This window comes from Cyanobacteria bacterium QS_8_64_29 (assembly GCA_003022125.1).
Classification (GTDB): domain Bacteria; phylum Cyanobacteriota; class Cyanobacteriia; order Cyanobacteriales; family Rubidibacteraceae; genus QS-8-64-29.
This window is the reverse complement of the sequence record PXQH01000069.1, coordinates 12,939-34,584: the sequence shown is the minus strand read 5'-3', so window position 1 is coordinate 34,584 and position 21,646 is coordinate 12,939. Positions and strand designations below refer to the sequence as shown.

The following is a 21,646-nucleotide window of genomic DNA, read 5'->3' as shown; positions in this document are numbered from 1 at the left end:
TCCGCTAGCTTGTGGGGCCACAAGCAGCATTGTGGCAGGGCAGATCGTGCGCATCGAGCAGTTGCAGGCGTTTTTGGCGGTCGTCGAGACCGAAAATTTCGGCCGGGCCGCGCGCCAGTGCGGCAAAACGCAGTCGACGATCAGCCGCCAAATTCAGGCCCTGGAATCGGATTTGGGGCTGCCGTTGCTGCACCGCAGCTCGCATCCCAAGCTGACGCTGGGCGGCGAGCGCTTTCTGCCGCGCGCGCGCCGGATGTATCAGGAGTGGCAAGCCGTTGATCGCGAGCTGAGCGATCTGCTAGCGGGCAAGCAGCCCGAGCTCTGCATTGCAGCGATCCACTCGGTCTGCGCTTACTACCTGCCGCCCATCCTGCAGGATTTTTGCCGCCAGCACCCGGAGGTGCAGCTGCGGGTGACGGCCCTGGGCAGCGATCGCGCCCTCAAGGTGCTGCGGGACGGGTTTGTCGATGTGGCCATTGTCATGAACGACTCGTTTTTGGCGGCTTCCCCCGAGATGGTGGTGGAGCCGCTCTACGACGAGCCCATCGAGGTACTGATGGCCGCCGAGCATCCGCTGGCCCAGTACGAGCAGCTGTCGTGGCCCGAGCTGGCTCGCTACCCGCACGCGGCGTTTAAAGAGGGGTACGGCATGCAGCGCTTGGTGCAGGCCTGGTTCACGCGCCGGGATGCTACGCTGCAAACGGCAATGGAACTTAACACCCTGGATGCCTTTCGCGGAGTGGTGCGCCAGGGCGAGCTGATTTCGCTGCTGCCGCGCGGGGCTTTGGTGGAGGCGCGCAACGATCCCAGCCTCGCCATCCGGCCGATTGCAGCTGGCGCCGAGGCCGGTGCCGAACGGACGCTGACGCGTCAAGTGGTGTTGGCTACAACGCGCGATCGGCTGCAAATTCCGCCCGTCAGCCACTTTACCAGCGCGTGCACCCAGCAGCCGGATCGACCCAGTGCCTCGGACGGCAGCGCTTGAGCCGCTGCCAGCGAGCAAGGAGCGACTGCCATGAGCGACCGCTTTCGGGCCTTACTGCAAACTATCGGCAGCGGCAGCCAGACCGGCGGGGATCTGAGCCGCAGTGACGCCGCCACCGCCATGCGGTTGATGCTGCAGCAGGCAGCCACGCCGGCGCAAATCGGCGCTTTTTTTATCGCGCACCGCATCAAGCGGCCCACGCCCGAGGAGCTAGCCGGCATGCTGGATGCCTACGACGAGCTGGGGCCCAAGCTAGCGCCCCCGTCGTCGGCAGCGCCTGCTCCGATTGTTTTGGGTATCCCGCACGACGGTCGCGCCCGAACGGTGCCCGTGACGCCCATTACGGCCTTGCTGCTGGCCGCGGCTGGGGTGCCCGCCATCACCCACGGTGGCGATGTTACGCCCACCAAATACGGCGTGCCGCTGAGCGAGCTGTGGCAGGCCCTGGGACTGGCGATCGCGGGCCTATCGCTCGCGCGCAGCCAGCAGATCTGGGCCCGCACGGGGCTGGGCTTTGTCTATCTGCCGGCGCACTTCCCGGCCGCCCACGCCCTGATTCCTTACCGGGACCAAATCGGCAAGCGGCCGCCTGTGGCAACCGCCGAGCTGATCTGGCTGCCCTACAGCGGTAGCGCGCGCGCGGTGGCGGGATTCGTTCACCCACCCACCGAGCCCCTGTTGCGCCAGGCCCTTGCCCTGCGCGGCGTGATGGATCTGGCCACGGTTAAAGGCCTGGAGGGCAGCTGCGACCTGGCGCGCAATCGGACGGCCATTATCGGCCTGCCGTGCCCGGGTACTGAGCAGGGCTGGGAACGATTGCACCTGCGCCCTCAAGACTACAGTTTGGGCGGCACCGACCTTGCGCTCCAATCGAAAGCACAACTGTTTGGCGAGCTGCGCGCCGTCCTGCACGGGCGATCAAGCGACCTCATGCCGGCCGCCATTTGGAACGGCGGATTTTATCTGTGGTACTGCGGCGCCTGCGCCGACTTGGCAAGCGGCTTGACGCGCGCCGAGCAACTGCTCGCCCGCGGCGAGGTGGCAGCGCAAGCGCGCGAGGTGGCGCGGGCTGCCCGCGATCGCTCCCTAGTGCCTCAAAACGGCTAGCGCCTCAGAGCCCGGGCAAGGTACCAGTCCCGAGGCCCCGTTGCAGAAGGCGCGCCAGCAGCGATCGCCCAATGGCGACTAGCCCCAGGCGGGCTTGGGCCAGTTGGGGCTGCTGCTGCGCCACATTGCCCCAGATGCGGCAGTCCCGATGCAGGGCTAGCAGCGCTTCGCCCAACTGGCGACCGCAACGCGCCCAATCCGGGCGAGCTCCTGCCTCGCCGTCCGCCGTTGCGATGGCAGCGGCAATGGCGGCCCGCTCGCTGGGGTGGCACAGCTGCAAGGCCCCCGCACTCCGCCACGGCACCGGCTGAGGGGCCAGCCATTGCCCGGCCGCTCCCAGCCGGATCGTTCCTTGGCGGTGGCCCAGCTGCAGCAGCGAGCGACACCGCGCGTGGGCGTATTGCAGCGCGAAGGTCCCAGCAGTAGCACTGCCATGGGAACTGGCATCCGCAGGCGGGCCGGCATCGAGCGCGCGCTGCAACCAGCGGGCCAGCGCTCGGTCGCCTAGGTAACAATCGAGCCACCCTGGGTCTTCCATGCGACAGCCCATGCCTAGAGGGTGCAGGCGGGCGGCGAGTGTGCCTGCTAGCGCCGTTGCCAGGGGACGGCTGCGCTCCGGGGCCCCGCGCGCCAGGGCCAGCGTGATCGCGCAGCGATACCAAATTGCAGTAGAATCAGTGGACAACTGCAACGGCACCCGCTCGGGCGATGGCAAAACGTCCGAGCTTTCCGCATCGTGCGGTACGCCACGTAACGCGTCCGCCTCTGCGAGGAAACGTTGCCGCAGGACAGTTCTGATTTCTCGCCGGAGCCATGCTTGTAGCGATAGGTCCGTCACCCCGCTCCCCTATCGCCGCGCCTGTCTAGGCTGCCCTGGAGCGTTGCCATCGCCCCCGATGGAACCATGCCCGCGTTTGCCCACTCGCCCGAAACCGCCCGACCGTTTTTGACCTGGCAGCGCATCCTCGACTGGGCTTGCGAACACTACCGGGAACGGACGTTTGGCAAAGACGAGCGCATCCCGACGCGGCCGGGACTGCTGTATTTGGTGCAGCGCGGTGCCGTTCGCCTGGTGGGGGTAGCCCAAACAGGGGCTACTCCCTCGCCGCAGGCACCGGCTGCTGCCGACGAGGCCTTCCTGGGGTTTGTCGGCGCCGGCCAACCCTTTGAGATTGTGGCGCAGTCGCCGTTTTCGCTCCAGGCTTACGCGCATCTGGAGCGCACCTCGGTCATTTGGATGTATTGGGCCGATCTGGACAACTGGCCCCACTTCCGGCGCGAGGTTTTGGAGGCGTTTCGGTACCAACACCAGCGCAAGCTGATCTGGTTGAGCGTGCTGGGCCAGCGGCAAACCACCGATCGCTTGCTGGGCTTTCTGACGCTGCTGGTGGAGGAGCACGGCGAGCCCACCGAATGCGGTTACTGCCTGCCCTTTCCGCTGACCCACGCGCAAATTGGCAGCGCCATCGGCTCAACGCGTGTGACCGTCACGCGCTTGATGGGCAGGCTTCGGCAGCAGGGCCAAATCGTCATCCAGGGTGAGAGCACGATTTGCCTGCCGGCGTTGGGGCAGGCGGGCTAATCCCGCTGCGCGCGCAGGCCCAGGCTGGCTGCATAGGCCAGTCCGGCTGCCAGAACGATGGTCGCCCCAGAGCTGAAGTTGAGGGCATGAGCGACGCCCAAACCCGCACTACAGGCAAGCGCGCTAATGGCAGTTGCTAGCGCCATCATGGCTTTGAGATCGCGGGCCCACTGGCCGGCGATCGCCGCCGGTAACGTCAGCAGCGCAATTGCCAGAATCAGCCCGACTAGCTTCACCAGCGCCATAGTGGTTGCGGCGACAGCACCTAGGGTTCCCAAGTAAATGGCGCCCACGGGAACGTTGCGCACTGTGGCAAAGGCAGGATCGAACGAGATCGCCACGATGGCCGGGTACAGCGGAATCGCTAGCCCCAATAGGGCAACGTCGAGCCCCAGCAGCCAACCCAAATCGGCGGCCTCGATGCTGGCAATATCGCCGAACAGATAGACCTGCAGCGCCACCGGCTCGCTGCCGCTGAGCTCCAAAAACACCAACCCGAGGGCCATGCCCACAGCCCACATGGCACTGATGAGCGCATCCGGGGGCTGGGCAGTTTGGCGCTGCACGGTGCCCATGGCCAAGGCCGCCAGAATGCCAAAGCCCACCCCGCCCAGCACGGGGTCGAACTGCAGCCAGGCCCCCAAGCCAATGCCGCCGTAGGCGGCGTGCGCGATGCCAGCGCTGACAAAGACAATGCGGTTGATCACAACATAGGCGCCCACAATGCCGCAGGCAACGCTTGCCAGGAGTCCGGCCGCAAGGGCGTTGCGCCCGACTGCCTCCAGCAGCAGCTCGCTCATGAGCTAGCCTCATCGGCTGAATGTTGGGGAAAGACCCGGTGGGGCACGCCGTGCGCGATCGCCTCGATGGGACACTGGTACGCCTGCTCCAGGGCCGCGTGCGGGAGCGGGCCGCTGCCGTGGTGGATCAGGCGCCGGTTCAGGCAGCCCACGGTTTTGACGTAGCTGGCCAGCACGCCAATGTCGTGGGAGGCCATCACCACCGTGATGCCCTCGCTCCAGCGCTGCAGCAGCGCGTAAATGTTGGTGCTGGCTTGGCTGTCAATGCTGGCGGCCGGCTCATCCAGCAGCAAAATTTGCGGGTTGCAGGCCAGCGCGCGCGCTAGATAGGTACGCTGCTGCTGGCCCGCCGAGAGCCGGCCGATGGAGCAGTGGCGGTGCTGCCACAGCTCCAGATGCCGCAGCGCTTGCTCGATTTGGCGCTCGTCTTGCACGCTGCGGCGGCGCAGCAGCGCGTGCGGGCTCAAGCGGCCCATGCCCACGACCTCCCAGACGCTAATGGGAAAGTCGCGGTGGCTGCCGACGGCTTGCGGGACGTAGCCCACGCGGCGCCGCCCGGTGGAGACGGCTTGCCCCAACAGGCGCACCTCCCCCTGCTGCGGCGAGAGCAATCCCAGCAGGACCTGGAATAGCGTCGTTTTGCCGCCGCCGTTGGGCCCGATCAGGCCCAAAAAATCGCCCGGCGGCACGGTGAGGTTAATGTCCTCCAGAACGCAATCGCGCCCGCGGTACACCCACAGGTCCCGGATCGCGATTGCAGGCGATTCGCGCGTTGCCACAATCGGCACTCCCCTGCCATTGGCTGCCGATTGTAGCGGCTGGTGGGCCGCGGCTAGCGTCCTTGGGTGGCGCCGGCCAGTTCCTCAGCTGCTCGCAGTCCGCTCAGGAAGGCCCCGTGGACGGTGGCCGGGTACTGGCGGTGGGTGGCCTCCCCGGCAAAAAACAGCCGCTCGCCGGCGGGAGCGGACAGCGCCGTGTAGTCCTGGCCGCTAGCGCCCACGCGAACGAACGAATACGAGCCCAACGCAAATGGGTCGCTGGCCCAGCGCGCGATCGCCACGCGGGTGGGATCGGGCACGGTGCGGGCGAACATGCAGCGCAGCTCGCGCATGACCAGCGCTACCAACTGCCGGTCGGCGCAGCACTCGCGGTGGCGCGCTTCGGGGCCGCCCAAAAAGGCCACCAAAATGGGGACGCCAACGTGGGGCTGCAGGCTCAGCAGCAGCGGCGAATCGCCCGCTTGCGACGATAGGTAGCCCAAAAAGTCAGCTTCGGGCGACCAGAAACAAAACGGGAAGCGCAGCACGACCTTATCCAGCACGCCCATGCCCAGGCGCCGGATGGCCTGCTGCTTGCGCGATGGCAGCGGCGGTTCGAAGGCGGGCCCACCCGCTTGCAACACTCCCAGCGGCAGCGTCACTACGGCGCGATCGGCGCTAAACGAAGCCGTTTCGGTCTCGATGCAAACCTCGCGATCGCGCCAGACAATGCGCCGCGCAACGCAGTTGAACCGGACCGTCAGCCCGACGGCCAGCCCGCGCGCGATGGCGTCGTAGCCGTGCGAGAGCAGCGCGTTTGGCCCGGGGAACTCGTCGTCTTCATTGAAATAGCCGCGCGAGAGCTCGGTCACGCTGGCGCCCAGAAACGTTGCCAGCGTCGAGCGGACCCAATTGCGCTGCCGCCAGCGTTCGTCGGTTAGTGACGGCGACAGCGACAGCCAATCGACAGCGTCCGCCAGGGCCCGATCGCGCTCGGGCCGGGCATCGAGCTGCGGCTCGAGCGACAGAAGCACGTCCAGATCCCGGCGCAGCGCGCGCACTTCGGCCCCATCTAGCGGCCGACCGTCAAAGTCATAGAATTGGCCGTTGGCCAAGCGCGTGGGCCGGTACCGAACGCCCAACCGCTGCGCCAGCGCCGCAATGGGATTGCCCTGCGTCCCGTGGATCCAGTTGGCGCCCAAATCGACGGGGACGCCCAGCGAGCGATCGGTGCAGACGCGCCCGCCGACGTGATCGCGCGCCTCCAGTAGCGTGACGCGGTAGCCCCAGCGGGCGAGCTGGCGCGCTGCTGCCAGCCCGGCCATGCCAGCGCCTAGGACCAAAACGCGCTCTGCGTGCGGTTGCGGCGAGGGCAGCGGTTCGCGCGAGAGGACTTGCTCGATGCTCATGGCGCTTTCTGGGCAGCGGCTCCGCCGCTACACTTTGCCCTAAGCGGCGAGCGGTTGCACCCGGCGTGCAGGGAGATGGCCTAATGGTTGGCGTTGCCTATCGCTTCGATTGCCTGGATTGGGTGTGCCTTTGGTACCCGCCAGGCTGGCTGGTGCTGCTCAACCGCCACTGGCAGCACTACCACTGCGATCACGACGGCTGGAGCGGTCTAGAATTGGCGCTGTTTTTGCTGCCGGGCGGGTTCTATGTGGCCTGGCTGCTGCGCTTGGGCCGGCGCGCGCCGCGCTGCGAGGTTAGCGGGTTCGAGCCCGCGTACCAAGCCGCCTTTCGCGACGAGATCCTGGCCCCAATTGCCAAGCGCTACTTTCGCTTCGAGCTGCATGGAGCCGAGCAGCTGCCGCAGGCCCAGCGCGCGATCGCCGCTGCCAATCACGCCGGCATGGGCTTTCCGTGGGACTTGCTCGTGTTGGCCTACGCGCTTGATCGGACTGGCAGCGGGCCGATTCGGCCGCTCGCGGGCGTGCCGCTGTTCGAGCATCCCTGGATGCAATGGTGGCTGCCGCCGGGTTGGACCCAAGCCCTAGGCGGCGTGCCGGCCAGCGGGGATGCCTTTGAGGCGGCAGTGCGCCAGCCGGGCATGGTGCTGTACGCGCCGGAGGGCGTGCGGGGACCGGCCAAGGGCTGGCGGCAGCGCTACCGGCTGCAAACGTTCCATCCAGCCGCCGTGCGGCTCAGCGATCGCTACCAGGTCCCCATCGTGCCGGTTGCCTGCGTTGGGAGCGAGGGGCTGCATCCTTGGGCCCTCAACTGGCCGCGCGCGGCGCGCGCCCTGGGCCTGCCCTTTTTCCCGCTCTCGGGCGGGATGCTGGCACTGCTGCTGTTTCCGTCGCTAGGCGTATGGGCGCTGCCCGCGCGCTTGCGCTACACAGTGCTATCGCCACAGCCGCCCGTACGGTGCGGGCGTTGTCCGCCGCACCGGCAGCGGGCGGCGGCTTACCAGCGTGCCCAACAGCTGCGCGCCCGCCTGCAAGCTGCCCTCAATGAACTGTGGCCCTAGCGCCATTTCGACCAATCCTGGTTGAAAATGGAGGTCCCCGGGAAAAAGACCGGGTTGCGGTTGGCTTCCAGGCGCCGCCGCAGGGCTTGCAGCTGCGGCTCGGGCTGCGGAAGATCGTCCACCAGCTGGTAGGGGCGCACCCCGTTCTCGAGGGCGAAAGCGGCTGCCGTCCCGACCGCAGCCCCCACCGACCATTCGATGGAGTGGACCCGGTAGGCAGCGGCTGCCCTGTGGCTGGTGGCAATGCTTTTGCCGGCCACGAGCAGATTGTCGAGCTCCTGCGGGATCGTGGCCCGCAGCGGAATTTGAAACGGGTAAGCCTGGCCCGAGCCCTGGCGGGTCCCTTCCCGCTCTTTTTGCGCTTGCTCGGGCGGACTGCTGGCCATGCAAGGGTGAAAGTCGATCGCGTAGTGCCCGATGCCGACCGAGTCGGGGTAGATCCGGGCGCGATCGCGCCGCTCGACTGCCTCAATCGAGCGCTTGCCGCGGATGACCGCAATGGCATCGCGCCCGGCTAGCTCCGTCCAGAGCTGGCGGTAGGTGGCATCGGAAATAGCCTCGCGGTAGTACGCGCTTCGGTAATCCTGGCGCGAGATATCGGTCTCCCAAATGGTGAAGCCGTTGGGATGGCCCAAGCTGGGTCGGCCGATGATGCGGCGCCCCTCGCGGATGTAGGGGAATTTGGACAAGCCGTGTTGGGTCCCCATGGGCGAATCCAAGCCCCGGAGCAAACGGTTGTTGGGATGGGGCTGTTTGACCCCTTCGCCCAGCTGCGAATCCGTGGTGCCGCGCACCAGCCAATAGAAAAAGCCCAGCGCGTGTTGCTCGGCCTTGCGCAGGGTCTCAACGCGCAGGCCGCCCATCCAGCCATCGGATGCCAATTGCCCGCGCGCCTGCAGCTGCTCGCGCGTGTAGATCAGGTTGTCTTGGGCTGTGCCGGGCCGGTAATCGTTGCCCCAGGTCCAGTTCTGCATGGAAATATCGCCTGGGGTGGGCTCGGTGAAGCTAATGCCGCCAAAGCTGGTTTCGGGGCCTGATTTGGGGCTCTGAAGGCGGCGGTAGGTAAAGACCAGGTCGAAGTCGGCCAAGCGCTCGAGCTCGTAGCTGTAGTAGGGCGCGTGCTGGGGGTAGAAAGGCGGCTCATCGTGGGATTGCGGTTTTGCTGTTGCCTGCATGGCAAAGGTGTAGGTAAACCCTTGCGTGCAGTAGGGGTCACCGCTAGTGCTGGAGGAGGAGGGTTCCCGGTAGGAGCGCGGATCAATACCCAGGCGATAGGGAACGTCGGTGAGGCCTACCAACTGGCCGGTTGCGGTCGCATCGACGACGTACCAGTTCCGGTTCGGTTGGGGCGGGACGAAGCGCACCACGGTTTTGTCAAAGCGCTCGGAGTCCTGGTAGCGGTACCAGTCGCGCCAGTTCTGCGAGAGCGGGCGGCTGTTGAGCGGGGGCGCACCCTGGGCCGGTTGGTGGCGGATGGCAGTCAGGCTCTGGATGAGGTTGCCGCTGTCATTGCGATCGACGGCTTTGGGTACGGTCGAGGGGAACCACTTGAGCTCGCCGCCGCCCGCTTGCGCTGCCTGCCGCAGTTGCGATCGCAGGATTTGGTGGCCGTCGCGCGGCAAAAAGCAGGATTTGCTCACCCAGCACTCGCCAGGGTTGAGCTCGCCGTATTCGTCCCGGATGCGCTCGCGCAGCGCCAGGTAACCGCGCGGGTAGACGCGCCGCTGGCGCTGGGTGGTGCGCTCATCCAGCGCCGAGGTCCCCTGGGCCGAGATCTGGCCCCCCAGCCAGTCGGTCATCTCGGTCAGGCAGACGGTTTTGCCGGCGCGCAAGGCTTCGTAGGCCGTGGCAACCCCGGCCAGGCCGCCGCCGACGGCCAGAACGTCGCAGGTGACGGTTTTGTCGGGCTCGGGCGCTGGGCTGGCGGCCAGGGCAGCCGTATGGCATCCCAGCCCCGCTAGCAGCGCCACGGCAGGCAGCGTTCGCTTCATGGGCACCCTCACACCGATCTCGCCGGGATCCTAAACGCTCGTTCGGCGGCTCTCCAAGGTGCGCGCTCGGGCCTAGGCGGTGCGCTCTAGCACGCCCACGCACTCCAAGTGCTTGGTTTGCGGGAACAGGTCCAAGCCCACCAGATCTTGCAGGCGGTAGGTCTGGCGGCACAACTGCCGGACGTTGCGGGCAAAGCTCTCGGGGTTGCAACTGACATAGACCAGCTGTTGGGGCGGATGGCGCAGCAGCTGCTTGAGCGCCTTTTTGGGCAGGCCGCTGCGCGGGGGATCGACCAAGGCGCTAGTACGCGCCAGCGGGAGGCCCTCAAGCAAGTTGCCCAACTGGCGCTCGGCCTGCCCTTGCCAGATTTGGTAGTGGGCGAGGCCCTGCGCGTCCCGGTTGTAGCGGGCTGCCGCCACGGCAAGCGGGTTGTCTTCTAACCCCACTACCGAGCGGGCAAACGGAGCGCCCATCAAGCCGAACAAGCCCATGCCGCAGTAGGCCTCAACCAGCGTCTCGGGCTCAAAGGCCTGCACTGGCCGGATCGCTTGCTCGACCAAATAGGGAATCATGGGCGTGCTGCCCTGCCAGAAGGCGTGCGCCGGGACCGCGAGTTCGTAGGTCTCGCCTGTGAGCGGGTGCGCCAGTTCCTCGCTCAACCACGCTACTTCGCCCTCGCCGGGCTGCTCGGGGCCGACATAGACCTCGCCCTGACTCGTGCCCCGGATCAAAACGTTATCGATGCCGCGATCGCGCCACGCCCCAAAGCCCTGCTGGCGCTGCTGCTGCAGGGCCGCCTCCACCTGGGGCAGGCAAACCGGGCAGTGCTCGTTGCGGACCATATCGATGCCCAGCACGCGCCAGAAGCCGGGCTCGCCAGGGCCGTGCAGCTTGATGTTGTTGCGATAGCCGTAGGGCTGGGGCGAGCCAATGACGCCGCGCAGCGGCAGCGGCGAGACTGCTTCGTCGCCTTCAAAATAAGCTTCCAGGCGCGATCGCTTGAGCTCGAGCTGGCGCTCGTAGGCTAGGTGCTGGAACTGGCACCCGGCGCAGGTACCAAAGTGCCGGCACTGCGGCTCGACCCGATCCGGGCTGGGATCCAGCACCTCGACCGGATGCAGCAGCAACCGCCGCTCCCAGTTGCGCAGCACCTCGCCGCGGATCGTCTCGCCGGGCAGGGCCGCTGGAACCAGCACGGTTTTGCCGCCCAGGGAGGTCTCGCCCAAATACTTGTTGCCAAAGCGCTCCACCGTCACGGTGAGCGCGTCCCCAGGCTGGAACTGTTTCAGGTCCGCGGGTTGCAGTGGCATGGGGGATGGGCATCCGGTCGGCGTTGTCCACGTTAGCGCCCAGATCCCCCACAGCAGGCGTTGTGCGCCGTTAAGATTCGGAGGTGGCTCCCCGCTAAGCTTCCGATCTCGCCGCACGCGAGCGTGCTGGCAGTTGCCATCGAGGGTCCCCAAGATGGCGGAATCGATATCCGGCCGGATACACTGTAGCCCAGCAACTGCATGCGCGATCGCATCGGGAGCAGTTGGATTCGCTGGCTGGAGGAGGGCATGAACCTCTAGCCTGACAGGCATCGGTTGAGGCAACGCCATCGGAATGCAAGCATTCAAACCCCCGCAGGGCAGGCGGCAAGCGGTTGCGCTCGCCGCCGCCTCCGTATTGGGCGCGCTCCTGGCCTGGCTGGGCGTACCGGCCTGGCAAGCGGCGGCCGCAGCCGATGGGGATGGCCAACGGGCCCCCACCCCCGCCGAGCTGCGCCGAAGCTTTGTAACGGACGCTATTGATCGCGTGGGCCCGGCCGTGGTGCGGCTCGATACCGAGCGCACCGTGCGGCGAAGCGCGCCCAATCCCTTTTCTGAGGACCCGTTCTTCCGCCGCTTTTTTGGGGATGAGTCGTTCCGCCAGCCGCAGCAGGAGTACCGGCAGCGCGGCCAAGGATCGGGCTTTATTATCGATAGCAACGGCATCGTGCTGACCAACGCGCACGTAGTGAGCGAGGCCGATGCCGTGCGCGTCAGCTTGCGGGATGGGCGAACGTTTCGCGGCGAAGTCTGCGGCATGGACGAGCTCTCGGATTTGGCCGTTATTAAGATTGATGGCGAGGAGCTGCCCGTTGCCCCGCTGGGCAACTCCAGCGACGTCCGAGTGGGCGATTGGGCGATCGCGCTGGGTAATCCGCTGGGGCTAGACAACACGGTCACGCTGGGCATTGTCAGTACGCTCAATCGCTCCAGCTCGCAGGTAGGCATCCCGGACAAGCGCCTCAACTTCATCCAAACGGATGCCGCCATCAACCCGGGCAACTCCGGCGGTCCGCTGCTCAACGAGCGCGGCGAAGTCATCGGCATCAACACCGCCATCCGCGCCAATGCCGAAGGCATCGGTTTTGCCATTCCCATCGACAAGGCCAAGGCCATCCAAGGCAAGCTCGCGCGCGGCGAGCCCGTTCCCCACCCCTACATCGGCATCCGCATGATCGACCTCACGCCGGATGTGGCGCGGCGCCTCAACCGCGATCCCAACTCGCTGATTGAGGTCCCCGAGCGCAACGGCGTCCTGGTCGTCCGCGTCATGCCCGGGAGCCCGGCCGACGAGGGAGGCCTCAAGCGCGGCGATGTCATTACGCGCGTTGCGGGCGAGCGCGTCGAGAGCGCCGACCGCTTGCAGGCGCTGGTCGATAGCAGCGAACTCGGGCGCCCGCTCGAGCTCCGCGTGTGGCGCGACGGGCAACGCCAGCGGCTAGCCGTGCGGCCACAACAGATGCGGCAAGCCAATTTGCCCTAACCGTCCCAATCGGCCAGGACGTTGGTCCGGCCTTGCTGGTGGATGGGGGAGTCGCTCGCGTACTGCCGCACCCGTTGAGCGGCGTTAGGCAGCTTGCCCAGCGCGGCGATGGCATGCCATCGCACCGCCGGCACGGGATCGGCGGCTAAGACCAGCAACGGTTCAAATGCCTGCGCTTGGTCCAGCTCGCCCAGCGCCAGCGCCAGCTGCTGCCGGATCGCGGCTTTCCCGGCTGCCTCCGTCTCCAGCCACGCTAGCGCCACTCGGGTCGCCCGCTGGCTCAGCGGGCCGCCGAAGCGAGCGAGCTCGCGGGCCGCGGTCTGACAGACAGCGCTCGGTGCCTGCGGCCAAGCAGCTTCCAGCCCCTCCAGCGCGGGCGAGGTGGCAATGCGACCCAGGGCCCGGACGGCATCGGCTTGCAAGGGCTCGGGCACGGCGGGCGATTGCAGCAGGGCTGTCAGAGCCTGCGCGGCGCCATCCGTGCCGATTCTGCCGAGTTCCCGAGCGGCCGCTTGGCTGACTGCAAGGTCGCAATCGTCCAGCCGCGCTTGCAGCCAAGCCGTACCATCGCTGAGCTCGCCGCGGGCCGCGCATGAGGCCACCCCCGCCACCGCTTGCTTGCGAACGGTGGCGCTGGCATCGGCCAGGGCGGCGGTTAAAACGGGCGGAATGCGCAGATCGCGGAACTGGCCCAGCGCTTTGATCGCCATCGCGCGCACTGCCGGATCGGCATCTTCGCTTGCGCCCAGCAGGGGTTCAATGCTGGCGGGGTGGCACAGCTGCGCTAGCGAGCGCACGGCAAGCTGGCGGTGGGATTCCGCCTGCAGCAGCGCCGTTAGCGCCGTCACGGCGGATCGCCCCAATCGGACCAGGGCTTGCGCTGCCGCTTCCACCAGCTCGGCTTCCTCGCTGGCCTGGCAGACCCAGGCCAGTGCCCGAATGGCGCGCGCATCGTCAAACTCGCCCAGCACGCTGATGGCGAACCAGCGCGTTTCGGGATCGAGGCGCTCGTCCTCGAGCAGGGCAACAGCCGGCGCCACGACGGCCGTGCCGAAACGCGGCAGGACCTTGGCGATGGCCCATTGGTGTTGGAACTCAACCGCTTGCAGCAACTGTAAAGCGGCCTCCAGCGCCCGGTTGCGCTCGGCCTCGCTCGCCTGCTCCGGCGAGGCGCACTGCAGGCAGTGCACGGCCTGCTCGGTACGGCCCGCCTGTTGGGCCTCAACCGCTTGTCGGAGGTAATCGCTCATCGGCGGCACTCCCCATGCGTTGGGGCCTGCCAGCATCCCCTAGCTGACGCTACCGCAGTCCGCTGAGAAAACACATTAATCGGTAGGGCGTGAATGGGCTTGGAGCGCCTGCAGGCAGATGTCACAATCGGGCGGATACGCCGCCGCTAGGGGGCTCGAGCATGCGTTTGTTAGGCCTGACAATCCAGGCTCTGCTGGGCTTTGTGCTGGGCATTGCGCTGCTGGCAGGCACAGGGGTGGCCGTTGCCTACTGGTTTTTCAGTCAGTACCTGGAGGCGCCCCCCAAGCCCACTTTCTCGGACGGGAGCGAGGGGACAGAGCAACAACGCTTGCCCCAGGCGATCCGCCAGCAGCTACAGCAGGGGGCTTACCGCGCCCGGGTCGTGCCGTCGGCCGGTTTGAACCTGCGCGGGGCACCCAGCGAAAGCGTACCGCGCATTGGGGGCGTCAAGCAGGGCCAGGAGCTGATCGTGCTTGGGAGCAGCGCCGACGGGGGCTGGCAAAAAGTTTACGTTCCCCAAACCGAGCAGCGGGCTTGGGTTACCGCCGGCAACCTCAAGCGCACGGGCGGCGGCTAGCCGCCCGATTGAATCTGTAGCGCGTGTTACAAAACGTAGCCAGATTTAAAGCTTCGTTGCGGCTGCCCGAATCGCCGCGATCGCGTCTGTGGGGGCGCGCTAGCTTCAATGGCAGCGCCCCGTTTGCCTGGAGCGCGCTCGTGCGGATAGCCGTTGGAATCCCATGCAATATCCAAACCGCGATCGCGACCTGCTGGGCTCAATCGCCGCAGCCGCCGTGGGGGCCGGCATCGTAACCACCTTTGCCATCGGGCAGGGCCAGCATCCACTCGTTGCCTTGGCCGTCACTGCCATTGCCGTGGCGTTTGCCGTTGCCTGCCGCCGCATCGGCGCCGCGTGAGCGATCGCGGCGCGGTAGGGGCTGGAGCGGAGCCGGCTGGCACTCGGCGCGGGCGGTCCCCCTAAAATAGGGGCGCTCCCTGGCAGCCCGCGACCCATGCAAGCCCCCCGCCTGCACCCGGATACGGTCGAGGAAGTCAAGCGCCGGGCCGATGTCGTCGATATCGTCTCCGAGCGCGTGGTGCTGCGCAAGCGGGGCAAGGATTACCAGGGCCTGTGCCCGTTCCACGAGGAAAAAACCCCCAGCTTTACGGTCAGCCCTAGCAAGCAACTCTATTACTGCTTTGGCTGCGGTGCCGGCGGCGGCGCGCTCAAGTTCCTGATGGAGTGGGAGCAGCAGTCGTTCGGCGAAGCCGTTCTGGCACTGGCCCAGCGCTATCAGGTGCCGGTCAAATCGCTCGAGCCGGAGCAGCAGCAGCAGCTGCAGCGCCAGCTCTCGCACCGGGAGCGGCTCTACGAAGTCGTGGCGCTCGCAGCGAGCTTCTACCAGCATGCGCTCCATCAGCCCCAGGGGGAGGCGGCGCTGGCCTACCTGCGCTCGCAGCGCCAGTTGAGCGATGCCACTATCGAGGCGTTTCAGTTGGGCTATGCCCCGGCTGGCTGGGAAACCCTCTACCGCTACCTAGTGCAGCAGAAGGGCTATCCGCTGGCGCTGGTGGAAGAGGCCGGGCTGATCCAGCAGCGCAAATCCGGCAGCGGCTACTACGACCGCTTTCGCGATCGCCTCATCATTCCCATCCGCGACGTGCAAGGGCGGCCGATTGCCTTGGGCAGCCGCACGCTGGGCGAGGGGGAGCCTAAGTACCTCAACTCACCCGACACGCCGCTGTTTGACAAGCGCAAGACCCTATTCGCGCTCGATCGGGCCCGCGGCGAGATCGCCAAGCGCGACGGCGCCATTGTCGTCGAGGGGTACTTTGATGCCATTGCCCTGCACGCAGCAGGCATTGGCAACGCCGTCGCCTCACTGGGAACCGCGCTAAGCCAGGACCAGCTGCGGCAGCTACTGCGCTATACCGAGTCCAAGCAGATCGCGCTCAACTTTGATGCCGATGCCGCCGGTGCCAGCGCCACCGAACGGGCAATTGGCGCGATCGAGTCGCTCGTTTACAGCGGCCAGGTGCAGCTGCGCGTGCTCAACTTGCCCGATGGCAAGGATGCGGATGATTTTTTGCAGTCCCATCCCCAGGCCAGCGAGCGCTTCCGCGAGCTCGTGGCCCAAGCACCGCTGTGGATCGACTGGCAAATCGAGCGGCTGCTGCAACGCGAGCCCCTAGACCGGGCCGATGGCTTCCAGCGCGCGGCGCAGGCCCTAGTGCAGCTGCTCAATCGCCTCACCGACCCCAACCAGCGCAGCTACTACCTGCAAGCCTGCGCCGAGCGCCTCAGCGGAGGCGATTCGCGGTTGATGCCGCTTTATCTAGAAAAGCTGCAGGCCCAGCTCAAAAAACCGCAGCGCCGCCAGCCAGCCCAAGCAAGCGGCAGTAACGCTACAAACGGCGCTGACTGGTTCGCCCGCGGCGAGCGCAACCTGCTGGCCGAAGCCGAAGCCCAACTCCTGCGCATTTACCTGCACTGTCCCCAGCACCGGCCGGCGATCGCCGAGGCGATCGAAACCAAGGAACTGACCTTCAGCCAGACCCCCCACCGCTTTTTGTGGCAGCAAATCCTGACCGCGCAGGCACCCCAGTCCGATGGGGATGGTGCGTCGGGCAACTCGCTGCTGGCCGAGCTGCGCGAGCAAAGTGCCGATTTTCCGCAGCAGTGGCAGCAGCTCGCCCACCTGTTCTATCTGGACGAGAAAGGCGAGCGCGACATCAGCCGCGCCTCACTGGTGGTGAGCGCCGCGATCGCGGCCATGGAGCGATCGCTGTACGAAAAGCACAAGCACTATTGCCTGCAGCGCTGGCAGCAGCTCGATCCCAACACTCAGCCTGAGCGCTGGCAGTACTACTGCCGCGAGTTCTACAACGCCCAGCGCCAAATTGAGGCGCTGGATCGGCAGCGCCAGTTCTCCATCGCCCAGATCTTGGACATCCCGGCTTCCGGACGCAGCTGAGACCAGGAGTGCTCTAGCGGCAGCGCAAGGTCTCGCGCGTGGCGCGACCGGTTTGGGGATTGGTGCCTTGGGCGTGCTGGCAGAGCTGGAGGCGCGTGTCTGGGCTCAGCAGCGCGTCCGTGAAGTCAGCCCCCTCGATGGTGGCGCCGTCAAAGTTGGTGTTGGCGGCAAAGGTCTCTTCCAGAATGGCGTTTTTGAGGTTGGTATAGCTCATGCGCGCCGAGTCTAGGGTTGCCAACCGCAAGTTGGCCCCTTCTAAATTGGCGCCTTCCAGGTTGGCGGCAAACAGGTTCGCCCCCATGAGGTCGGCGCCCGAGAAATCGCTATTGCGCAGGTTGGCCTTGATAAAGCTGACCTCGCGCAGGTCCTGACCGGCAAAGTCAGCCTCGACCAAAAACTGCCGGTCGTAGTCCTCGCCCACCCCTTGCGCGGCGGCCGGGGCAGCCGGCACCACTAGTGCAAGCGCAGCCAGTAGAGCGATAGCCGAACGGGCGATCCGCTGCTTGGGAACGGGCGCAATCATCGCTTCAGCGAGCGCAAGCGGCGCGTTGCTATGCTAAAGCTATCCTACCAGCTTGCCGCGTGCCGCCTATTCCCGCATCCCATCCGAGCGAGACCAGCCTGGGCGCAGCGGGCGAGCGCGTTGCAGCCCAATGGCTGACGGCCCAAGGCTGGCAGGTCTGCAATCGCCGCTGGCGCTGCCGTTGGGGCGAGCTGGATCTGATCGCGCGCCATCCGGCGGGGGCTGGCATGCTGGCGTTTGTCGAGGTCAAAACGCGCAGCCGCGGCAGCTGGGATGCCGGCGGCCAACTGGCCGTAACGCCCGCCGAGCAGCGCCGGATCTGGCACGCTGCGGAAGCGTTTCTGGCCCACTCGCCCCAGCTCGCTGAGCTGCCGTGCCGCTTCAATCTGGCCCTGGTGACGAGTCGGTACTTCCGGCACCCACCGGCGCAGCCGCTCCCGGACGCCACGGCGCTGGGGCCACCGCAGTTGTGGCAGAGCTACCAGCTCGCCCTACAGGCTTACATCCCGGCGGCGTTTGGGGCCTGAGGCTGCGCCGCTGGCCGGCAGGCGACCGTTGCAGTCTAGAAAGGGGAGGCAAAGACCCCGCCCGAGGACTCATGGCAAGCTCACCCCATAGCGGTGCAGACCGCTGGCGCGCGAGCTACGAGTACACGCTCCCGCCCGAGCGGATCGCGCAAACGCCGGTTTCGCCGCGTGATCGGGCGCGCCTGCTGGTGGTGGGGGCCCGCTCGCACGCGCACGCCACCGTGCGGGATTTGCCCGAGTGGCTGCAGGCAGGCGATCTGCTGGTGCTCAACAACACGCGCGTTCTACCAGCGCGCCTCCACGGCCGCAAGCCCACAGGCGCAGAAGTCGAGGTGCTGCTGCTGGAGGCCAGCTCGTCGGGTTGCTGGTTGGCGCTGGTCAAACCCGGCAAGCGGGTGCGCCCGGGAACGCGGCTGCGCTTCGATCCGCTGCAGTCAGGCGGGCAGCCGCTGGAAGCCACGGCCATCGATCGCGATGCCGAAACGGGCGGGCGCTGGCTGCGCTTCGAGCTGCCAGCGGGGTGCGCGCTCGAGTCGCTGCTGCCCCATTACGGCCGCATGCCCCTACCGCCCTACATTGCCGACACCCAGTCGGCCCGCGAGCAATACCAGACCGCATATGCGCGCTCGCCGGGGGCTGTTGCGGCCCCAACGGCCGGCCTGCACTTAACGGATGAGCTGCTGCAGCGCCTGCAGCAGTGCGGCATTGGCATTGCCGAGCTCACGCTCCATGTGGGCCTGGGAACGTTTCGGCCGGTTGAGGCAGCCGAAATTGGCGCGCACCGCATGCACCGGGAGTGGCTGGCCGTGCCGGCCGCCACGGCCGAGCGGGTCGCGCGCACGCGTGCCGCCGGCGGGCGGGTGATTGCAGTGGGCACCACGGTGGTGCGCGCCCTGGAGGGGGCCTTTTGGGCGCGCGGCGAGCTGGGCGCATTTGAGGGCCAAACGAATCTGTTTATCTATCCGGGGTACCGGCCGCAGGTGGTGGACGGGCTCATGACCAACTTCCACCTCCCGGGCTCAAGCTTGTTGATGATGGTGAGCGCTTTTCTGGGACGCGAGCGCCTGCTGGCGCTCTATCGGGCGGCGATCACAGCGCGCTATCGCTTCTACTCGTTTGGGGATGCCATGCTCATCACCCCGGCAGCGGTGGTGGCCTGAGCCGGCTGCCTCAGCTCCGCTCGCTTGGGGCAGCTTCGGCCTTGGTGTGCTTGGGCAAGCGCTGGATGTCGCGGTTGGCGCCAACCACGACCATCGCCGTGCCTTCGCGCAGCGGTTGGTTGGGGCCGGGGTTGATGTCAAACTTGTCGCCGTCGCTGAGGGCGATCACGGTAACGCCGTAGCGGTTGCGTAGCTGCAGCTCGGCGATGGTTTTGCCATCAAACTGGCGGGGCACCAGCACCTCGACAATGCTGTTATCGGGGTCGAGGTCGAAGCGGGCCAGAATCTCGGGTTTGGTCAGCTCGTAGGCCAGCGACTGACCGGCCTCGCGCTCGGGGTAGACCACGTGGTCGGCACCAACGCGGTCCAGGAGCTTGCCGTGGGTAGCCGAGGAGGCTTTGGCCACCACGTAGGGGACGCCCGCTTCTTTGACGTTGAGGGTGGTGACGATGCTCTCTTGCAGGTAATGGCCGATGGCAACCACCACCGTGTCGAACTCGAAAATGCCGGCCTCGCGCAGGGCGCCCGAATCGGTGGCATCGAATCGGATGGCGTGGGAGGCCATGCGCTCGCCCAGGGCTTGCGAGACGAGCGCCTCGTCGCGATCGGTGCCCAGGACCTGGTACCCCATGCGGTACAGCGACTGGCAAACCGCTTGGCCGAAGCGCCCCAAGCCAATGATGGCAAACTGGCAGTTGTCGTGGGGGAGGTTGCGCAAAAACCGCAGCGATCGCAGCCCGCCGCGGTGGAAGCGCCGTTGGGCTGGCTCGGCGCTGGAACGCTCGCTGCCTGTAGCCATGGGATCGCGGCTCTCTGAGAGCGCCGTACGAGGGGGGTGCTAGCCTACCATTAGCGTCTCTTCCGGGTATTCAAGAGCCCGCCGGCGCGGCGGCGCCAAGATTGCCCCCACAAACACCAGAATGCCGACCCGGCCTACGTACATCGTACAAACCAGCACGAGCTTGCCCGGGATCGAGAGATCCCCCGTAATGCCGGTCGAGAGCCCGACTGTGGCGAATGCCGAGGTCACCTCGAACAGCACTTGAATGAAGGGAAAGCCCGGATCGGTGAGCGAAACCAAGATGGTACCGGCGAGGATGGCTGCCACCGATCCGAACGCGACGCCAACGGCCTTAAAAATCACCACTGTGGGCAAGCGCCGCTCGTAGAGCGTGACCTCGCGCTTGCCCTGCAAAGTAGCGCGCGTGCAAGCCGAGAGGATGCGCAACGTCGTCGTTTTGATGCCGCCCCCCGTCCCGCTGGGGCTTGCCCCCACAAACATCAGCGCGATGGTGGCGAACAGCCCTGCCGTGGAGAGCTGGGCGATGTCGATGGTGTTGAATCCTGCCGTGCGGGCCGTCACCGATTGAAATCCTGCTGCCAGCATCCCTGCTGCCTGCAGCCGGTGCAGGTCGGTCAGCCACAGCAACAGGGTGCCGGCTACCAGCAGCAATGCCGTGGTACTGGTAACGACTTTGAAGTTGAGCGAAGGCAGGTACCGCCTCGGGTTGCGACGCCACCAGTCGATCGCGCGCCCGTAAAGCTCAATGATGACCTGATAGCCCAACCCACCTAATACAATCGCGGCTGCAAATACGGCGTTGGCCTGCAGCGAATCCCGATAGGCCATTAGGCTGTCTTCAAACAGGCTAAACCCGGCATTGTTCCAAGCGCTGACGCTGTGAAACAGTGCCAGCCAGGCGCTCCGGCCCCAGCCGTAGTCGGCAGCAAACAAATCCAGCAGCAGCACGAACCCAACAGCCTCAAACGCCAACGTCATGACCACAATGGAGCCCACCAAGTTGCGGCTGCCCTGCAGCATGGGCTGATCGAAGGTTTCCTGAATGGCAAATTTTTGGCGCAGGTCGAAGCGGCGGCCCACCAGCAGCACGAGCAGCGTGTTGCTGGTCATATAGCCCAGGCCGCCAATTTGCATTAGCAGCAGCACGATGGCTTCGCCCCAGCCCGAAAAGTAGCTGCCCGTATCGACCACAATGAGCCCCGTAACGCAAACCGCGGAAGTGGCAGTGAACAGCGCCACGAGCGGATCGCCCCAGCCGCTGCTGTCAGTGGCAAACGGCAGCAGCAGCAAAAGCGTGCCGGCCGCAATGGCCGCCAGGAAACCCAGGCAAATGGTACGGGCAATGCTCATGCGCGAGATCGGGCAGGGCACGATAGCTTTCCCCATGCTGCCCCGCCTGCAGTGGCCTACACCAATGGAGCGTTAGGTGCTGGAGCGGTCCCCGAGCGCGCGCTGGGCAACGTGATAGCCTTGCTGCAAAGCCCCCGCGAGTCAAACGCTTGCTCATGAAACTGACCTCGGTTGAGGCAACGCCCAATCCCAACTCCATCAAGCTCAATCTCGACGAAACCATTGCCGAGCAACCCTTGACGCTAAAAGCGGGTCAGATCCCGGAAGGCACCCCTGATGCGGTTGCCCAACTCGCCGACATTCAAGGCGTTCAGAACGCGTTTGCTGCCAACAACTTTGTGACATTGACCCGCGAAGGCAATGCCGATTGGGACCCCATTCTCTCGGCAGTCGTTCGGGCGCTGGGGCTCGCCGATGATGCGGATGCCGAGTTGCGCTCTCGCTTCCAATAAGCGTCTGGCGCAATAGGGAACAGCAACCTAGCAGCAAAGCCAATCTTAGTTATAGGCAAAACAAATCTTAAAGCTTTACCAGTTCATATAGACTAATCCGTAGTTCCCTATAACGGGAATGA

The 21,646-nt window shown here is 66.2% G+C and carries 20 protein-coding genes; 10 read left to right on the top strand and 10 right to left on the bottom strand.

What is annotated here, in order from left to right; translation table 11 throughout:
• The first annotated feature begins 46 nt into the window (after positions 1–46).
• Together BRC58_11470 and BRC58_11465 are read left to right on the top strand one after the other, a co-directional pair.
• Complete coding sequence (locus tag BRC58_11470) at positions 47–985, top strand: LysR family transcriptional regulator (protein ID PSP15666.1); 939 nt, start codon at positions 47–49, stop codon at positions 983–985.
• A gap of 30 nt (positions 986–1,015) precedes the next feature.
• Complete coding sequence (locus tag BRC58_11465; protein PSP15655.1) at positions 1,016–2,092, top strand: hypothetical protein; 1,077 nt, start codon at positions 1,016–1,018, stop codon at positions 2,090–2,092.
• A 4-nt stretch (positions 2,093–2,096) separates the two neighbouring features.
• Here BRC58_11465 and BRC58_11460 read toward each other — a convergent pair whose 3' ends face one another.
• On the bottom strand, positions 2,097–2,642 hold the full coding sequence (locus BRC58_11460) for a hypothetical protein (protein ID PSP15654.1): 546 nt from the start codon (positions 2,640–2,642) through the stop codon (positions 2,097–2,099).
• A gap of 354 nt (positions 2,643–2,996) precedes the next feature.
• Between BRC58_11460 and BRC58_11455 the strand changes: the two genes are divergently transcribed.
• Entirely contained in the window at positions 2,997–3,674 is a 678-nt protein-coding gene (locus BRC58_11455; protein PSP15653.1) for a replication/maintenance protein, read from the top strand.
• Here the strand turns inward: BRC58_11455 and BRC58_11450 are convergent.
• The 3 genes from BRC58_11450 to BRC58_11440 all read right to left on the bottom strand — a co-directional run bounded on the left by BRC58_11450 (position 3,671) and on the right by BRC58_11440 (position 6,641).
• On the bottom strand, positions 3,671–4,474 hold the full coding sequence (locus BRC58_11450) for a hypothetical protein (GenBank protein ID PSP15652.1): 804 nt from the start codon (positions 4,472–4,474) through the stop codon (positions 3,671–3,673). The genes BRC58_11455 and BRC58_11450 overlap by 4 nt on opposite strands.
• Entirely contained in the window at positions 4,471–5,229 is a 759-nt protein-coding gene (locus tag BRC58_11445) for an ABC transporter (GenBank protein PSP15665.1), read from the bottom strand. The genes BRC58_11450 and BRC58_11445 overlap by 4 nt, the downstream gene beginning before the upstream one ends.
• A gap of 77 nt (positions 5,230–5,306) precedes the next feature.
• The gene (locus tag BRC58_11440; protein PSP15651.1) at positions 5,307–6,641 is read right to left on the bottom strand and encodes a monoamine oxidase; all 1,335 of its coding nucleotides are present in this window, start codon (positions 6,639–6,641) and stop codon (positions 5,307–5,309) included.
• A gap of 83 nt (positions 6,642–6,724) precedes the next feature.
• Here BRC58_11440 and BRC58_11435 point away from each other — a divergent pair, with 83 nt between their 5' ends.
• Entirely contained in the window at positions 6,725–7,699 is a 975-nt protein-coding gene (locus tag BRC58_11435) for a glycerol acyltransferase (protein ID PSP15650.1), read from the top strand.
• Here BRC58_11435 and BRC58_11430 read toward each other — a convergent pair.
• Both BRC58_11430 and BRC58_11425 read right to left on the bottom strand, forming a co-directional pair.
• Positions 7,696–9,690, bottom strand: a complete 1,995-nt coding sequence (locus BRC58_11430; protein PSP15649.1) for an FAD-dependent oxidoreductase — start codon at positions 9,688–9,690, stop codon at positions 7,696–7,698. The two genes, BRC58_11435 and BRC58_11430, sit on opposite strands and share 4 nt — an antisense overlap.
• 72 nt (positions 9,691–9,762) lie before the next feature.
• Positions 9,763–11,001 (bottom strand): class I SAM-dependent RNA methyltransferase, encoded by a 1,239-nt coding sequence (locus BRC58_11425; GenBank protein PSP15648.1) that lies wholly within the window; start codon positions 10,999–11,001, stop codon positions 9,763–9,765.
• Between the two features lie 295 nt (positions 11,002–11,296).
• On the opposite strand from BRC58_11425, the gene BRC58_11420 reads away from it, so the two are divergent.
• On the top strand, positions 11,297–12,484 hold the full coding sequence (locus tag BRC58_11420; GenBank protein ID PSP15647.1) for a serine protease: 1,188 nt from the start codon (positions 11,297–11,299) through the stop codon (positions 12,482–12,484).
• On the opposite strand, the gene BRC58_11415 is transcribed toward BRC58_11420, so the two are convergent.
• Positions 12,481–13,770 (bottom strand): PBS lyase, encoded by a 1,290-nt coding sequence (locus tag BRC58_11415; protein PSP15646.1) that lies wholly within the window; start codon positions 13,768–13,770, stop codon positions 12,481–12,483. The genes BRC58_11420 and BRC58_11415 overlap by 4 nt on opposite strands.
• A gap of 125 nt (positions 13,771–13,895) precedes the next feature.
• On the opposite strand from BRC58_11415, the gene BRC58_11410 reads away from it, so the two are divergent.
• Together BRC58_11410 and BRC58_11405 are read left to right on the top strand one after the other, a co-directional pair.
• The gene (locus BRC58_11410; GenBank protein PSP15645.1) at positions 13,896–14,312 is read left to right on the top strand and encodes a hypothetical protein; all 417 of its coding nucleotides are present in this window, start codon (positions 13,896–13,898) and stop codon (positions 14,310–14,312) included.
• A 436-nt stretch (positions 14,313–14,748) separates the two neighbouring features.
• Positions 14,749–16,710 (top strand): DNA primase, encoded by a 1,962-nt coding sequence (locus tag BRC58_11405; protein ID PSP15644.1) that lies wholly within the window; start codon positions 14,749–14,751, stop codon positions 16,708–16,710.
• A 13-nt stretch (positions 16,711–16,723) separates the two neighbouring features.
• Here BRC58_11405 and BRC58_11400 read toward each other — a convergent pair whose 3' ends face one another.
• Positions 16,724–17,233 (bottom strand): low-complexity protein, encoded by a 510-nt coding sequence (locus BRC58_11400; protein PSP15643.1) that lies wholly within the window; start codon positions 17,231–17,233, stop codon positions 16,724–16,726.
• Between the two features lie 68 nt (positions 17,234–17,301).
• On the opposite strand from BRC58_11400, the gene BRC58_11395 reads away from it, so the two are divergent.
• Positions 17,302–17,760, top strand: coding sequence for a YraN family protein (locus BRC58_11395; GenBank protein PSP15664.1), 459 nt, complete (start codon positions 17,302–17,304; stop codon positions 17,758–17,760).
• A 71-nt stretch (positions 17,761–17,831) separates the two neighbouring features.
• Positions 17,832–18,920, top strand: a complete 1,089-nt coding sequence (locus BRC58_11390; GenBank protein PSP15642.1) for a tRNA preQ1(34) S-adenosylmethionine ribosyltransferase-isomerase QueA — start codon at positions 17,832–17,834, stop codon at positions 18,918–18,920.
• Between the two features lie 10 nt (positions 18,921–18,930).
• Here the strand turns inward: BRC58_11390 and BRC58_11385 are convergent, their stop codons facing one another.
• On the bottom strand, positions 18,931–19,719 hold the full coding sequence (locus BRC58_11385; protein PSP15641.1) for a potassium transporter: 789 nt from the start codon (positions 19,717–19,719) through the stop codon (positions 18,931–18,933).
• 39 nt (positions 19,720–19,758) lie between these two features.
• Entirely contained in the window at positions 19,759–21,072 is a 1,314-nt protein-coding gene (locus BRC58_11380; GenBank protein PSP15640.1) for an ATPase, read from the bottom strand.
• Between the two features lie 155 nt (positions 21,073–21,227).
• On the opposite strand from BRC58_11380, the gene BRC58_11375 reads away from it, so the two are divergent.
• A complete protein-coding gene (locus BRC58_11375; protein ID PSP15639.1) occupies positions 21,228–21,524 on the top strand; it encodes a hypothetical protein in 297 nt (98 codons plus the stop codon).
• The last annotated feature ends 122 nt before the right edge of the window (positions 21,525–21,646 follow it).